A 14,567-nucleotide genomic window follows, 5' to 3' on the forward strand; every position below is an offset into this window, starting at 1 on the left:
CGGAGGTCGCGCGGGGCGGGTCCGGTCGGCGACCATGTCCGACATGACTGCTGCGAATCGCCCTCATAATGTCGCGAGTCGCCGCCGGACCGCCGCCGGTGGCGGTGCCGGCCGCCCGTTGGCCCGGATCGGTGCCGGCCTCGGCCTGCTGCTGGCCTCCCTCGCCCTGCTGCTCGGCCCGGCCATCCCGGCCAGCGCGCACGCCGCACTGGTGAGCAGCAGCCCGGCCGCCGAGTCGGTGCTGGGCAGCGCCCCCACCGAGGTGGTGCTCACGTTCAGCGAGGGCGTCCGCGAGGTGACGGACAAGATCCGGGTCCTCGGCCCGGACGGCAGCCGGGTCAACCGGGGCGAGCCGACCTTCAACGGCGCCGTCGTCACCATCCCGGTCGACCCGGGCGGTCCTCGCGGGACGTACCTGGTGAGCTACCGGGTGATCTCGGCGGACAGCCACCCGGTCGCCGGGGCGTACACCTACTCCGTCGGCGCGCCGTCGACACCGCCGACCGACAGCGGCGCCGACGAGGTGCACCCGGCGGTGGGCGTCGCGGTCCGGGTCGCCAAATTCCTCGGGTACGCCGGCCTGCTCCTGCTGATCGGCCCGGTGCTGGTGCTCAGCCTGCTCTGGCCCCGACGCCTGGACCGGGCCGGGCCGGGCCGGCTGGTCTGGGCCGGCATCGGGCTGATCGGGCTCTCGACGGTCGCCGCGATCTGGCTCCAGGTGCCGTACACCGCCGGCGGTGGACTGTTCGCGGTCAGCGGCGCCGCACTGGGCGACGTGCTCGGCAGCACGTTCGGGGCGGCCCTCCTGGTCCGGTTGGGGATCCTGGCGGCGACGGCGATCCTGGTCCGACCCCTGGTCACCGGCCGGGCCGGCCGGGGCGACCAGGTCCTGCTGGTCATTCTCGGGGTGGCCGGCCTGTTCACCTGGCCGATCGCCGGACACGCGAGCGCCTCGCCGGTGCCGGCGGTGTCGGTGGTCGTCGACGCCGTGCACCTGGCCGGCATGGCGGTCTGGCTCGGCGGTCTGGTCATGCTCGGCGGCTTCCTGCTCCGCCGGGCGACCGAGCGGGAACTCGACGCGATCCTCCCGGTCTGGTCCCGCTGGGCCACCCTCGCCGTCTCCGCGCTGCTGCTGGCGGGGGTGGTGCAGGCGCTGATCGAGGTCGGTACGCCCGCCGCGCTGGTCTCGACCACGTACGGCCGGCTGCTGATCGCCAAGATCGTCCTCTTCGCCCTGGTCGTCGCGGCGGCCGCGTACTCCCGCCAACTCGTACGGCGACGACTGTTCGCCGACGAGACCGAGGAGGTGGAGGACGCCGGGGAGGTGGAGGACGCCGAGGAGCTGGAGGACGCCGACTACGCCGAGGATGTCGACCGCGCCGACGGGCGGGACGGGTCGGAGAGGTCCGCCGTGTCCGCGGAGTCCGGCGCCTCGTCCGGGTCCGGTGGGCGGTCCGGGTCGGACGGCGTTCCGGTGGGGACGAGGCGGCTGCGGCGGGCGGTCTGGGTGGAGTTGGCCATCACGGCGGTCGTACTGGCGCTCTCCGCCGTACTGGTGCAGACCCCGCCGGCGAGGAGCGCCGAGGACTACGGCACGGACGGCGCCGCCAGTTACTACAGCACGACGCTGACCAGTTCGCTGTACTCGCTCCAGGTCGAGGTGGACCCGGCCAAGCGGGGGAGCAACTCGATGCACCTGTACGCGTACACCCTGGACAACAAGCCGCTGCCGGTGGTCGAGTGGCGGGCCACCGCCGCCCTGCCGGAGAAGGGCATCGAACCGATCGACATCCCGCTGCTGCCGCTCACCGACTCCCACGCCACCGGCGAGTTCAGCCTGCCGTCGGCGGGCAACTGGCAGCTCAGTTTCACCGTCCGGCTCTCGGACATCGACCAGGCCACGGTGACCAGCACCGTGCCGATCACCTAGAAAGGTACCTCCATGATCCGTCACCGTCGGGCCGCGTCCACCGCCGCCGCCCTCGTTCTCGGTGCCACCGCGGTCGGTGTGTTCGGGCTGGCCGCTCCGGCGTCCGCGCACGTCACCGTGAACCCCCGGGAGGCGACCCAGGGCGGCTACGGCCGGCTCGCCTTCCGGGTGCCGACCGAGAGTGACACCGCGTCGACCGTCAAGCTGGAGGTGACGATGCCGGACGACGCACCGGTGGCGTCGGTCTCCACGATGCCGGTGCCGGGGTGGACGGTGGCGATCGAGAAGCGCACGGTCAATCCGCCGCTGGAGGTGCACGGCAGCCAGGTCTCCGAGGTGGTGTCCAAGATCACCTGGACCGCGGCGGCCAACGCCGGCATCAAGCCGGGGGAGTTCCAGGAGTTCCCGGTCTCGATGGGACCACTGCCGGAGAAGGACCGGATGGTGTTCCGGGTGCTCCAGCACTACTCGGACGGTAACGTCGCGCGCTGGATCGAGCCGCCGGCGGCGAACGGCGCCGAGCCGGAGAACGACCCCGCGCCGGTGCTGGCGCTGGCCCCGGCCGCCCCGGAGGGCGGCGCGGCCCCGGCCAGCCCGTCCGCCCAGGCGGCCGCGCCGGTCAGCAGCTCGTCGTCCGGTGACGACGGTGACTCCGGCGCCCTGGCGGTGGCCATCGCCGGCCTGGTCGCCGGTCTCGCCGGCCTGGTGCTGGGCGGACTGGCCCTGGTACGCGGTCGCCGCACGACCAGCCCGCCGGCCGCCTGATCGAGGGTCTGTCGCTGGCCCGTCGGCAGTTGCCGGCGGGCCTTCGGCGTTTTCAGGCAATAATCCTTGTTGGGGCGATTTCACTCGGTATGGTCGGCGGGTACTCCGGCCTCTCGGGTCGGTAGTGCTGCGACCCATGAGGGAGATGCCCGGATGCGTTTCGTACGGCTCGCCGCCGGTTTACTTCTGGTCACGATCGGGCTGCCGGTGCTGTTCGCCGGTGTTGCACTGTGGACGGTGTCGCAGCAACGCGGTCCGAACGGCGGGTTCGGTGGCCCGTTGGAGCGGGTCGGAACCGAGGGACACGCGGTTGTCGTACCGGACCTGGCCGTCCTGCTGAACCGGGACGCGCCCTTCGTGACCACCGGCCGGACCGGGTTGCGGGTCATCGCGCGTACCGGGTCCGACCCGGCGTTCATCGGACTCGCGCCGGCCGCCGAGGTCACGGCCTACTTCTCCGAGGTCTCGTACGCCCGGGTCGAGCGGGTCAGTGTGACCCGGGGAGTTCTGCCGGTGGAGGTCAGCCTGGCCGAGGCGACTCCCGGCTCCGCCCAGGGGGCGTCCGCCTCCGCCGAGGCGTCGACCGGCGGGCGGTCCGCCGAGTCGCGGCAGCCGTCGGACGCCGGACCGTCCTCTGCGGAGCGACCCTCGGTGGATGCCGAGGTGGGCCGGCCGGGAGAGCAGAGCCTCTGGATCCGGCACGGGGTGGGTGTGCTGGATCTCAGCCCCGACGACGTACGCGGTCACCGGCTCAGCCTCGTCGTGATGCGCCCCGACGCCCGCCCCGGTGTCGCGGCCGACCTGCGTACCGAGATTCGCCCCGGCTGGCTCGACCAGGCCACCTGGGCGCTGCTTGTCGTCGGTGGCCTGCTGATCCTGCTGGGGGTCGGGCTGCTGGCCCGGCCGGTGCGTCCTCGTGAGGTGGTTTTTGTGGTCGAGCCCGACCAGGTGCCGGCCCTCGCCGCCCGGCTCGGCGTCACCGCCCTGAACGCCTTCGGTCGGAAGTCGAACCGACCGGGCCGGGTCGTCCCGGACCCGACCGCCGCGTCGACCGCCCGACCGGAAACGGTGCCCCGGGATACGACGCGCCCCGCGATTGCCTGGCCGGAGACCACCAGACCCAATCTGAACTGGCCGAACCCGTCAGGCGGGCTGTCGCCCACCATGGCGTCGTCCTGGCCACCCGGACCGGCGGCCAGCGTCGCGCCCTCTCAGCCGGGCGGACCGGCGGCCAGCGTCGTCTCGTCCTCGTCGGCCGGTCCGGTGGCGAGCGTCGCGCCCTCTCAGTCGGGCGGACCGGCGGCCAGCGTCGTGTCGTCCTCGTCGGCCGGTCCGGTGGCGAGCGTCGCGCCCTCTCAGTCGGGCGGACCGGCGGTCGGCGGGCCGGCGTCCACGGCCGCGTCGTCGGCGCGACCGGCGACGTTGGCGGACCTGGTGCGGCCGCTGCCCACCACGGGTTCGGTGCCGACGGCGACCGGGTCCGGAGTGCTGAGGGGTGACTCCGGGCGTGCCCCGGCGCCGGCCCCTGCCCCGGCGCCGATGCCGGCTCCGCCGCCCGCACCGATGCCGGCTCCCTCTCCGACTCCGCCACTGCCCACGCCAGCCCCGCCGATGCCGACCCCACCGAGGCCAGCGCCGGTGCCGGCGGCGGCCCGCCTCCGGGCGGCGGTGCCGACGGCGACCCGCCTCGGGGCGGCCGTGCCGACACCCTCCACAGCCGATCCCGGCGTGCCCGAGGTCGGGCCGGCGACGCGCACCGGGCCGGCAGCCGGCTTCAGCGTGACCGGATCCGGGCCGGCGACGGAATCCGGGCCGGCGACGGAATCCGGGTCGGCCGGGTCCGGCGTCGAGTCGGTCCGTCCGTCGGCGCTCCGGCCGGCGAGCCCGGGAGCGGCCCGCTACGACCTGAAGCAGTCCCGGTCGGCCATGCTGAACCAGGGGAAGGGGTATCCCGACCCCGCGCTGCGCTGCGCCGCCGACGGAAGCGCGGCGTCGAGGTCGCTGCCGGCCGAGCCGGAACTTGATCAGGATGAGCGTCTGCACGAGGTGACCGGCCGACCGACGCCGATCCGGTGAGCGACCGCCCGGCGTTCGGGGCGGGTACGTCCGGGCAGCCGTCGGCTCGTACGCCTGTCAGCCGCCGACGGCCCGACGAGCGATCCGGGTCTGGTCTAGCCGTAGGAACGGGCGCCCCAGCGGGCGACCCGGCCGGCTGCCGGACGTGAGCGGTCCCCGCGCTGCCGACACGGGGTCATTCGCTACGGACCGCCGGCCGGACGCGAGTGGCCCCCCGCGCTGCCGACACGGGGGGCCACTCTCACCGGGGGATCGGTGTACCGAAGGGACGTTTCAGGTGTTGTCCCTAGATTAGCTGCCTGAAGCCAGACTAGATACATCTGTCCATTTGGCGCAAGTTCTGCTGCTACCTAATACTTCATTCGCGTTTCGGACTGAGGCTCGCCGCGTGCGTCTCCGCCGAGCCCCTCCGGATCGGCAGCACGACCAGCAGCACCAACGCGAAGAGCACGTACGTGTTCCGGAGCAGGAACTCGTTCGGCGCGTCGGTACGGGCGAAGGACGTCCCCCAGTTGTGGAACGAGACCACGCCGTACACCATCGCGGCGGCGAGCAGCACCGCGAGGACCAGCAGGGCGATCCGGCGTCGCCGTCCGAGGCCCCCGACCGCCGGGTCACCGGGTCGGCGCAGGACGACGTCGACCAGCACCACCAGGGCCGGGATGAACCAGTACGCGTGGTGGGTCCAGGTGATCGGGCTCACCAGTACCCCGACCAGCCCGGTCAGCGCCAGGCCGGTCAGGTTGTCGCCGGCGCGTAGGGCTCGGGCGGCCCGCCAGAGCCCGTACCCGGCGATGACCAGGACCAGGAGCAGCCAGAGCAACTGGTTGGGCTCCCCGGGCGTGGTGAACCGGCTGAGCAGCCCGAACAGCGACTGGTTGGCGGTGTAGTCGGCGCGCCCGACCCGGTCGGTCAGCCACAGCTCGTGTGTCCAGAACCGCCACGAGTCGCCGGGCGCGACCGCGGCCGCCAACAGGGTCGCCACGGCCGCCGCGACGCTGGCGCCGATCGCCGCCCGCCAGCGCCGGGCCGCCAGCAGGTAGACGATGAAGATCCCCGGGTACAGCTTGAGTGCCGTCGCCAGCCCGATCCCGACGCCGGCCCAGCGTGAATTCCGGGGTACGGCGAACAGCAGGTCGCCCAGGATCAGGATGACGAGCAGCATGTTGATCTGCCCGAAGGCGAGCGTCTCCCGGGTGCTCTCCATGGCGAGGACCAGCGGCACGGCGAAGCCCAGTGCGAACCAGCGGGCCAGCCGGTGCCGCTCGACGAGCGGTGCCACCAGCCACCAGGTGGTCACCACCAGGGCGACCAGACTGAGCACGGTGAAGATCGTGACCGTGGCGCCGAGCCGCAGCCCGGCGAACGGCCGGAGCAGCAGTGCCGCGAACGGCGGGTAGGTGAAATACAACTCACTCTGCAACCCGTCGGCCTGCACGTAGTCGTACAGCGGGTGGCCGTCCGCCCACCACCGCATCGCGCTCATGTAGATCTTGAGGTCGAAGAAGTTGTGCGGTGTGTCCAGCAGGTAGAGGACCGGAAGCAGGGCGATGATCAGTGCCACACCGACGATCTGGCGTGCGGTCCGGCCGCCGGGGTCGTCCTCGACGACGGCGGGTGGGGTGGGGGGCTCGGCAGGCACGGGAAAACCCTAGCGGGCCGTTCTGTCCACAGCGTTGAGGCGCGGGTCCCCCGGTGACGCGTACTCTGATCGGCGTGGCTGATCTTCTCGTCTGGGTCGACTGTGAGATGACCGGGCTCGACCTCGGCAAGGATGCGCTGATCGAGGTCGCCGCACTGGTAACCGACCGTGATCTCAATGTGTTGGGCGACGGCGTCGACGTGGTCATCCACGCCGACGAAGCGGCGTTGGAGGGCATGCCGGAGATCGTCCGGGCGATGCACCAGAAGTCCGGGCTGACCGAGGAGGTACGCCGCTCGACCGTCAGCCTTCACGAGGCCGAGGACCTCGTGCTGGACTACGTCAGCGCGTACGTCAAGGATCCCCGTACCGCCCCGCTCTGCGGGAACTCGATCGCCACCGACCGGGGCTTCCTGGCCAGGGACATGCCGCGGCTCGACGCCCACCTGCACTACCGCATGATCGACGTCTCCTCGATCAAGGAGCTGTGCCGCCGCTGGTACCCCCGGGTCTATTTCGGGCAGCCGGCGAAGGGACTGGCCCACCGGGCCCTGGCCGACGTCCGGGAGAGCATCCGGGAGCTGGAGTACTACCGGCGGACCGTCTTCGTACCGCTGCCCGGGCCGGACGTGGAGACCGCGAAAGCGATCGCCGCCGAGCTGTAGCCCGACGCCCACCGCTCCGCACGACCGGCGCCGACCGTACGACGGCACCCGCACCGCCCTCGCCGGTCCTGTACGGCGCTGGTCCTGTACGGCGCCGGACTGACGGCGTCGGGGCGGCCCGTCGCCGGTCGTGCGACCCGAGGGCTAACCCGGTCGACGGCGGGGGTGGGGGTGTGGCTATCATTGGTCGGCACCGCAGCCGGGTCTGATGATCCGGAGGGTGTGATCGTGTAACAGGCATGGTGGCTGTAGCTCAGTTGGCAGAGCACCGGGTTGTGGTCCCGGGTGTCGTGGGTTCAAATCCCATCAGTCACCCCACCGCCCGATCTTCGGATCGGCACAGGTCAAGGCCTCTCCTTTCGGAGGGGCCTTGTTCCGTTCACGGCCCGGGCCGGCGCATCCCGTTCACGGCCCCGGCGGGCGCTTCCGTTCAGAGCCCTCGGGCCGGCGCTTCCGTTCGCTGCCCCTGGGCCGGGCGCATCCCGTTCGTGGCCGCCGGGCTGGCGCGCGCCCTGTGCCCCACTGGACTGTCCGCCAGCGGCCGGACGCGAGACGCCCTGGTGTCTCTCCCCACAACGAGAGTGAGGGGCCGGCCCCGGGAGTGTTCCCCGGGCCGGCCCCTCGCTCGGATCCTGTCGCTGGCTCAGCGCCTCCGGCCGTCAGCCCGCCGGCTTGTACGGGATCGCGCTGCCCTTGACGTACTCGTCCCAGCTCATGTTCCAGTCGGTCCAGCCGTTGCCGTTCTGCAGCTTGGTCTCGGTGCCCTTGACCACGATCGGGTCGCCGATCCTGGTCTGGTTGAACAGCCACTTGGCGTTGGCGGTGGACATGTTGACGCAGCCGTGCGACACGTTGCGTCGTCCCTGGTCGGCGACGGACCACGGGGCGGCGTGGATGAACTCGCCACCCCAGGTGAGCCGCTGGGCGTACTCGATGTCCGTGATGTAGCGGTTCTCCGGGTTCGGGTCGTCCATCGTGTCGAAGACGGTTTCCTTCTTCTTCTCGATGATCACCATGGTGCCGCTGGAGGACGGCGTGCTCTTCTTGCCGAGGCTGATCGGGATGGTCTTGATGGTCTTGCCGTCCCGGGTGACCGTCATCTTCTTGGACTTGTTGTCCACGGTCATCAGCAGTGCCGTACCGGTCTTGATGTCGACGGTCAGGTCGGCCCGGCCGTAGTAGCCGTCGCCCATCGGCAGACCGCCGGCCTGGATCTTGTAGAAGATCTTGGTGTTGGCCTTCCAGTACGTCTTCGGCCGGTACCGCACCTCGGTCGGGCTGACCCAGTGCCAGATCCCCTCCTGGGTCGGCGTCGCCTTCACCGTCATCCGCCGCTGCACGTCGTCCCGGTAGTCCTCCGGGATCGCCCGGCTGAACTTGACGATCAGCGGCATACCGACCCCGACCGTCTGGCCGTCGCCCAGGAAACTGGTCACCCGGACCTGCTTGCCAGGCTTGGCCATGGTGGTGAAGGTGCTGGTCGCCGTCGCAGGCTTACCGTCGTCGCCGGTCGCCGTCACGGTCGCCGTGTACGTCGTGCCGTAGTCGAGCTGCTTCTCCGGCAGCCACGTCCCGTCGCCGTTGAGGTTGCCCTCGACGGTCTCGCCGGCCGCGTTCTTGACCTCGACCTTCGTCTCGGTGGCGTCCTTGCTGGTGAAGGTGATCTCCGCCGAGGCGGGCACGTCCTTGGCATCCGCCGCCGGAGCGGTGATGGCGGCCGACGCCTTCGGCTTCTGCTCCGCTTCGTTGCCGCCCTGCCAGGCCGGCCCACCGCCGCCCTTGTCGCCGCCGCTGGTGCAGGCGGTGGCGGTGACCGCGAGAGCGCCGGCGAGCAGGACCGAGGCCACTGCCCGGACCGGCGAGAGCCGACGCCGCCCCGCCAGCCGCTGGCCGGACGTACGACGTGTCAACTGAGTACGGCGCACTCGCATGATCCCCTCACAGTGCTGTCCCCACGACCATCCCAGGTCTGATTACCCCGGGCCATCCTCCCCTAATGACGCCAGTCGACAAGCTTTCGTTTCCCGGCGTGCCAAAGAACACCACGGGCCGGGGCTATTGCGGTGGATGGCACGAATTGTCAACATGGCGGGGAGCAAGGCTCCCCGCCACCGTCACTACGCTCCGAGATCGTCCGGTACCGGTAGGGCGCTGCCCTTGATGAATTCCTTCCAGGAGAGGTTCCAGGCAGTCCAGCCGTTGCCGTTGGCCAGCTTCACCTCGGTGCCGGTGATCGTCACCGGGTCGCCGGTCTTGGTCCGCTCGAACAGCCAACGGGCGTTCGGGGTGGACATGTTGATGCAGCCGTGCGACACGTTGCGTCGCCCCTGGTCACCGACGGACCACGGGGCGGCGTGGATGTACTCGCCACCCCAGGTGAGTCGCTGGGCGAAGTCGATGTCGGTGACGTAGCGGTTCGCCGGGTTCGGGTCGTCCCGGGTGTCGAAGACGGTCTGCTCCTTCTTCTCCATCACGACCATCGTGCCGCTCGATGACGGTGTGCTCTTCTTGCCGAGGCTGACCGGGATGGTCCGGACGAGTTTGCCGTCGTCGTAGACGCTCATCTTCTTGTTCGAGTTGTCGACCTTCATCTCGAACCGGCTGCCGATCTTGGCGGTCGCCTTTCGGTCGACGTTGCCGTACCGGCCGTTGCTGAGCGGAATGCCCTCCAGGCCGATCCGCACCTTGAGGGTCGTACCGGTCTTCCAGTACTCGGGGGCCCGGTAGTAGGCCTGGGTGCCGTTCTCCACCCAGTGCCAGGCGCCCGGCTGTGGCGGGTCGGACTCGACGAACATCCGCCGCTGCACCTTGGCCCGGTCCTTCTTGGCGATCCCCGGCGAGAACTCGACCACCACCGGCATCGCCACGCCGTACGTCTTGTCGTCGAAGAGGTACAGGCCCGAGCCGATCACCGAACCCGGCTTCGCCATGGTGGTGAACGTGGTCTTCCGGGTCTCGGTCTGGCCGGCCGGGGTCGTCGCGGTGACCTCGGCGGTGTAGGACTTCGAGTACTTCAACGGGCTGGCCGGCACCCAGGAGGAACCGTCCTCCCGGAGGGCTCCCTTGACCGTGCCGCCACCGTCGGCGGTGAGCGTCACGCCGGTGATCTTCCCGCCCTTGATGCTGGTGCCGATCTCTGTGCTGACCGGCTGCTTCTTGGCGCCGTCGGCCGGTGTCACCTTCAGTTCCAGAGGCTCCGCCGGCGGGGTGGGCGACGAGTTGGGTCCGCCCGCCGTACCGCTCACGAACTGTGGCTTCTTGCTCTCGCCGCCGCACGCCGCCGTCCCGAGCGGCGCGACAACCGCCAGGGCGACAATGATCGCCCAGGCCCGTGCCTTCCTGCCCATCCCCACCTCAGTCCACTCGATCCCGGAGACATCGTGCCGTATGAGTGCCATCCTTACGTGCCCGGTCCGGGAAAGTTTTGGGGCGATTGGGGTGGTTTGTCGGCCTGATCCGGCCGAACGGGGGGGCCGGGGTATCTGATTGGAGACCCCTGCCGGGGGCGTGTTAAGGTTTTCCCCGTTGTCAGCGAGCGCCGCTAGCTCAACTGGCAGAGCAGCGGACTCTTAATCCGCGGGTTCGGGGTTCGAGTCCCTGGCGGCGCACCAGCGAGAACACCTCAGGGGCGGTCATCATCGACCGCCCCTGACCCCTTTCTCTGACCCCAACGTCAGGCGTCGAACAGATAACCCAGCTTGTCTGTGGTCGACCGTTGAGCCTGCCGGGTCACCTCCACGTAGATGAGCTTCGTGATGGTGGGGGAGCTGTGCCCGAGGACGTCCTGAATCTTCTCGATCGGTACGCCCTGCTCGTAGAGCAACGTCGCGCACGAGTGGCGGAGGTCGTGAAACCGGATCCGGCGTAATCCGGCCCGCTCCAGCAGCCGGACGAAGTGCCGGTTCAGGTTGCGCGGCTCGATCGGCGTACCGATGCCGGTAGTGAAGACCAGACCGTGATCCCGCCAGTCCTTCCCGGCCGTCTTCTGCTCGGCGCCCTGGGCGGCCCGATGCTGTCGGAGCGCGGCCAGGCACGGCGCCGGCAGTGCGATCACCCGCTCGGACTCGTCGGACTTCACCGGACCGAAGACGAGCTTGCCGCCCAGGCGTTGCAGTGATTGCCGAACGAAAACGAAGCCGTCGACCAGGTCGACATCCTCCCAGCGCAGGCCGAGCGCCTCGCCGCGCCGAAGGCCGAGAGCCAGGGCAACGGCATAGAGCGCGTAGAGCCGGTCACCGCGCGCCGTCTTGAGCAGAAGCTTGGCCTCCTCACCGGTCAGCGGCGTGAACCGTGGCCGGTACCGGTGCGCCAGCCGCAGGTTCCGGGCCGGATTCTCGGCCAGCAGCCCATCCACGACCGCATCCTGTAGCGCCGCCCGGATCATCCGGTGCAGGTGTCGGACCGTGCCGTCCGACGGGTACGACTCGCAGCACTTGCGAGGCTTCTTCGCGCAGCACTGAGCAGCCTTGCCCGAGGCGACCCGGGCAGTGTCCTTGCCCTGGGCGCAGCACTGGCACGTGCTCTTCGCCCGGTTGAGGAACGTCCGGATCGTCGGCGGTTGGACCTTGCCGAGGCGCTGGTTGCCGAGCATCGGCACGACGTAGCAGCGGGACAGCCACTCGTACGTCCGCATCGTGCTCGGCCGGACCCGCTCGCCGACTACCTCCTTGAGCCAGTACGCCATGAAGTCGCTGACGGACTGGATGGAGCCGGCCACCCGGACGCCCGCCTGAGTCTTGGCCTTGAGATCGGTCAGTTTCTCGTGGACTTCGTCCCAGGAGGCTCCGTAGACGCTCCGGCGGATCTCCCGGCCGTCACTCGTGTAGACCCAGGCCCGGCCCTCCCAGCGACCGTCCTTGCGCTGCCGGATGTTCCCTTCCCCGTTGACGTTGCGTCGGGCGCCTCGCCGGGACGGTCCCTCGTCGGACGCGCCGAGCATCGTTCGCCGGGCCATCAGGCAGCCTCCTCGATCAGCTTCGCCTTGTAGGCGTCCACCGATTCGGGCAGCACCCGCCGCGCCCGGCCGATCCGGACCCCGGTGATCTCTCGCGCCTTGACCAGCCGGTACACGGTCCAGTACGAGACGTTCAGCATCTCGGCCACCTCGTCGATGGTGAGCCAGTTCGCGGAGCCGTTGCGGTTGTTCACTGCGGTGGTTCCTCCCCGTCGGTGGTGCTGTTCTGCTCGGTTGCCGAAAGGTCGGGCGTGGCTCCCTGGGCCGCCCGGTCCTTTGCGGCGAGGAGTTCGGTGCGCCATCGGGCGCGTTCGGAGATGGCCCGCATGAGCCGGTGTGACATGGGGCCGACGTCGGGGTCGTCGGGTCGGGCGAGTTCCCAGGCGTGGTGGACGCGTTCGGGGTTGTCGCCCTGGCCGTCGGGTGCGCCGGCTGAGTCGGTGGTGACGCCGAGGAGCGCTTTTACCCAGGCGCGTGCGTCGTGTTTGTGGTCGGCGAGGGTTTTGCCGGACCAGTCGCGGGAGATGAGGATGCGTCGGCCGCCGATGCCGAGGGTTTCCCGTTGGTGGACCTTGCCCTTGCACCGGCCTGGCTTGAGTTTGGCGTGCGCGTTCTTCGGCTGGACGCCGTAGAGCAGCCAGTTGGCGCACCGGTCGGTGCACGGGGTGAGTTGGAGTTGCTGCCAGAGCCGGTCGAGGTGGCGTTGCTGCCGATCGGTGGCGATTTTGTGGCAGTCGCCGGTGGCCTTGGTGATGTACTTCGTGATGTACCGGATGGTCCGGGCCGCGTCGTCGGTGCCGGGCATGACGCCGCGCGCGTCGACCTGCTTGCCGAAGCGGACGACGTGGACGGGTTCGGCGTCGGGGTCGGAGTCGATGGCGTCGAGCGCTTCGCCCCAGGTGGCCAACGGCTGCCGAGTGTCGGGGTCGACCCACGCTTCCGCCGGCTCGTCCCAGACCGGTGGCCGGTCGCGGGTGTAGCGCTGGACGTCGACAGCCGGCCACCAGACTTGGTGGTAGGTGGCCGCCGCCACGGTGCGCAGGACGTCGCGGGGGATGGTGCCCCGGATGGCGAAGTGCGCGTGCGGGGCGAGACGCCGTTGTGGCTCGACGCAGCCCGCGTACTGGACGTTCCAGCCCTCGCAGCGTCGGAGGTTCTGCCAGAACCGGTCGAGGAGTCGGGGGAAGTGGACCGCGTCCCAGGCGGCGCGGCGGTAGTCGTACCGGTCGGGGTTGACCGGGGTGCCGTCCGGGCGGACGGGGCCGTACGAGTCGAGGGTGAGGGTCAGCCACATCGACGGCTGGTAGGTCGAGCCGTCCGGGGCGGTGTACGTCTTGCCGACCGTGCGTGCTTCGACCTTCCGCCGGGGGAGGTCCGGTGCGTCCTGCCGCCGTCGGGTGGACCGCTTGCGCCGCTTCCCGCTGTCCTCGTCGTCGCCCTGGTCGTCGCCGCCGTGGGGTGGGCCGACCCGACCGCGTAGCCCTTGGGCCGTGATGGCTTCTTCGACTTCGCGGATGGCGTCGTCGATGTCGGTGACCTGGTCCCATTGGGAGGCGCGGCCGGCTTCGTCGCGGCTGTATTCGAGGTGCGCTCGTAGCACGATCAGCGCTTGCTGTTCCTCGGTCGCGGGTGCGGGTCCGGGTGTGGGTTCGTCGGTGCGGTGCCAGCCTTCCCGGATCTGTGCCTGCCGCAGCCGCCGGTTCTTCTTCGCGCAGGCCGGGCACTTGTCTTCCCGGGTGGCGCCGCAGGGCAGGTCGATGACTTCGGTGAGGCCGGTGTCGAGGTCGGTGCGGCGCATGGCGAGCGGGCGGATGCAGACGCCGTATTCGGTGGCTACGTCCTTGAGTACGTCGACCGCCCGGGGTAGGCCCATCCGTGCCGCCCGTGACCCCGGCCGAGGCGCCTCCGGGGCCGGGTCGGTGGTGAGGCCGGGGAGGGTGGGGGCTGTCATCGGGCGCCCCCGGTGGTGCGTGCGGGGTGGACGACGCCGAGCGGCGGCAGCACCGTCGACGACCCGGGCCGAGCTGAGGCGGGTACGGGTGCGTAGACGACGGGTTCACGCTGCCGGGCCGGTTCCGGGTCGACCGTCACCGGATGCGGTATCGGGTCGGGTTCGTGGACGACTTCCGGCGCCTGCTCGATGGTGGCCGGCGGTGCGACGGCGGGTGCGCTGGACAGGACGACTTTGACCAGGGCGAGGAAGGCGAGGGAGGGAACCGCAGCCACGATCCAGCCCCAGACGGACGGTTCGGCTTCGGCGACCTGGGCGGCGAGGGACAGGATGGCGAAGCCGACCAGGAGCACGGCGACGAACCCGACCGGCCGGCCCGCCCGGCGCCGGGAGCGGATCTCAAGGCCGAGGTAAATCGCCATCAGCTCGACGGCTACGGCGTTGGCCCAGCCGATCCAGTCGGGTTGCCCGTGCGCGACGGTCAGGTCATGTACGTGGGTGAACGCGGCCGCGCCGGCCATCCCGCCGATGGCGAGGAGGATCAGCACCTTGACCGCGCTTTCGGCGCGTTGCCGGAACATCGG

11 protein-coding genes and 2 tRNA genes are annotated in these 14,567 nt (G+C 70.6%); 6 read left to right on the forward strand and 7 right to left on the reverse strand.

Annotated features, from left to right (window positions below; all coding sequences use genetic code 11):
- Positions 1-43: 43 nt before the first annotated feature.
- From V1633_RS05580 to V1633_RS05590, 3 genes are all read left to right on the forward strand, one after another.
- A complete protein-coding gene (locus tag V1633_RS05580; protein WP_407951963.1) occupies positions 44-1,930 on the forward strand; it encodes a copper resistance protein CopC in 1,887 nt (628 codons plus the stop codon).
- Between the two features lie 12 nt (positions 1,931-1,942).
- The gene (locus V1633_RS05585; protein ID WP_331213072.1) at positions 1,943-2,695 is read left to right on the forward strand and encodes a YcnI family copper-binding membrane protein; all 753 of its coding nucleotides are present in this window, start codon (positions 1,943-1,945) and stop codon (positions 2,693-2,695) included.
- Between the two features lie 153 nt (positions 2,696-2,848).
- The gene (locus V1633_RS05590) at positions 2,849-4,771 is read left to right on the forward strand and encodes a hypothetical protein (RefSeq protein ID WP_331213073.1); all 1,923 of its coding nucleotides are present in this window, start codon (positions 2,849-2,851) and stop codon (positions 4,769-4,771) included.
- Positions 4,772-5,129: 358 nt separating this feature from the next.
- Here V1633_RS05590 and V1633_RS05595 read toward each other — a convergent pair whose 3' ends face one another.
- On the reverse strand, positions 5,130-6,413 hold the full coding sequence (locus V1633_RS05595; RefSeq protein WP_331213074.1) for a glycosyltransferase family 87 protein: 1,284 nt from the start codon (positions 6,411-6,413) through the stop codon (positions 5,130-5,132).
- 68 nt (positions 6,414-6,481) lie between these two features.
- Between V1633_RS05595 and orn the strand changes: the two genes are divergently transcribed.
- Together orn and V1633_RS05605 are read left to right on the forward strand one after the other, a co-directional pair.
- The gene (orn, locus tag V1633_RS05600; protein ID WP_331213146.1) at positions 6,482-7,078 is read left to right on the forward strand and encodes an oligoribonuclease; all 597 of its coding nucleotides are present in this window, start codon (positions 6,482-6,484) and stop codon (positions 7,076-7,078) included.
- A gap of 242 nt (positions 7,079-7,320) precedes the next feature.
- Positions 7,321-7,396 (forward strand) — tRNA-His (locus V1633_RS05605).
- Positions 7,397-7,737: 341 nt separating this feature from the next.
- On the opposite strand, the gene V1633_RS05610 is transcribed toward V1633_RS05605, so the two are convergent.
- On the reverse strand, positions 7,738-9,009 hold the full coding sequence (locus V1633_RS05610; protein ID WP_331213075.1) for a L,D-transpeptidase: 1,272 nt from the start codon (positions 9,007-9,009) through the stop codon (positions 7,738-7,740).
- 186 nt (positions 9,010-9,195) lie between these two features.
- Positions 9,196-10,425, reverse strand: a complete 1,230-nt coding sequence (locus V1633_RS05615; RefSeq protein WP_331213076.1) for a L,D-transpeptidase — start codon at positions 10,423-10,425, stop codon at positions 9,196-9,198.
- A 188-nt stretch (positions 10,426-10,613) separates the two neighbouring features.
- Here V1633_RS05615 and V1633_RS05620 point away from each other — a divergent pair.
- A tRNA-Lys gene (locus tag V1633_RS05620) sits at positions 10,614-10,689 on the forward strand.
- A 62-nt stretch (positions 10,690-10,751) separates the two neighbouring features.
- Here V1633_RS05620 and V1633_RS05625 read toward each other — a convergent pair.
- Genes V1633_RS05625 through V1633_RS05640 form a run of 4 tightly spaced genes read right to left on the reverse strand, consistent with a single transcriptional unit; the run spans position 10,752 to position 14,564 of the window.
- Entirely contained in the window at positions 10,752-12,032 is a 1,281-nt protein-coding gene (locus tag V1633_RS05625; protein WP_331213077.1) for a tyrosine-type recombinase/integrase, read from the reverse strand.
- A complete protein-coding gene (locus V1633_RS05630) occupies positions 12,032-12,226 on the reverse strand; it encodes a helix-turn-helix domain-containing protein (RefSeq protein ID WP_331213078.1) in 195 nt (64 codons plus the stop codon). The genes V1633_RS05625 and V1633_RS05630 overlap by 1 nt, the downstream gene beginning before the upstream one ends.
- Positions 12,223-13,983 carry a replication initiator gene (locus V1633_RS05635; protein ID WP_331213079.1) on the reverse strand — a complete coding sequence of 587 codons (1,761 nt, stop codon included), beginning with the start codon at positions 13,981-13,983 and terminating at the stop codon, positions 12,223-12,225. Before V1633_RS05635 ends, V1633_RS05630 begins: the two co-directional genes overlap by 4 nt.
- Entirely contained in the window at positions 13,980-14,564 is a 585-nt protein-coding gene (locus V1633_RS05640; protein WP_331213147.1) for a DUF2637 domain-containing protein, read from the reverse strand. Before V1633_RS05640 ends, V1633_RS05635 begins: the two co-directional genes overlap by 4 nt.
- Positions 14,565-14,567 lie beyond the last annotated feature (3 nt).

Origin of the sequence: Plantactinospora sonchi (assembly GCF_036422035.1) — a bacterium.
In the GTDB taxonomy this organism is placed as follows: Bacteria; Actinomycetota; Actinomycetes; order Mycobacteriales; family Micromonosporaceae; genus Plantactinospora; species Plantactinospora sonchi.

What these genes read in the sequence shown, in the direction of transcription:
- V1633_RS05580 (WP_407951963.1), top strand. Translation starts at nt 44, where the DNA reads ATGACTGCTGCGAATCGCCCTCATAATGTCGCGAGTCGCCGCCGGACC.
- V1633_RS05585 (WP_331213072.1), top strand. Translation starts at nt 1,943, where the DNA reads ATGATCCGTCACCGTCGGGCCGCGTCCACCGCCGCCGCCCTCGTTCTC.
- V1633_RS05590 (WP_331213073.1), top strand. Translation starts at nt 2,849, where the DNA reads ATGCGTTTCGTACGGCTCGCCGCCGGTTTACTTCTGGTCACGATCGGG.
- V1633_RS05610 (WP_331213075.1), bottom strand. Translation starts at nt 9,009, where the DNA reads ATGCGAGTGCGCCGTACTCAGTTGACACGTCGTACGTCCGGCCAGCGG.
- V1633_RS05615 (WP_331213076.1), bottom strand. Translation starts at nt 10,425, where the DNA reads ATGGGCAGGAAGGCACGGGCCTGGGCGATCATTGTCGCCCTGGCGGTT.
- V1633_RS05625 (WP_331213077.1), bottom strand. Translation starts at nt 12,032, where the DNA reads ATGGCCCGGCGAACGATGCTCGGCGCGTCCGACGAGGGACCGTCCCGG.
- V1633_RS05635 (WP_331213079.1), bottom strand. Translation starts at nt 13,983, where the DNA reads ATGACAGCCCCCACCCTCCCCGGCCTCACCACCGACCCGGCCCCGGAG.
- V1633_RS05640 (WP_331213147.1), bottom strand. Translation starts at nt 14,564, where the DNA reads ATGTTCCGGCAACGCGCCGAAAGCGCGGTCAAGGTGCTGATCCTCCTC.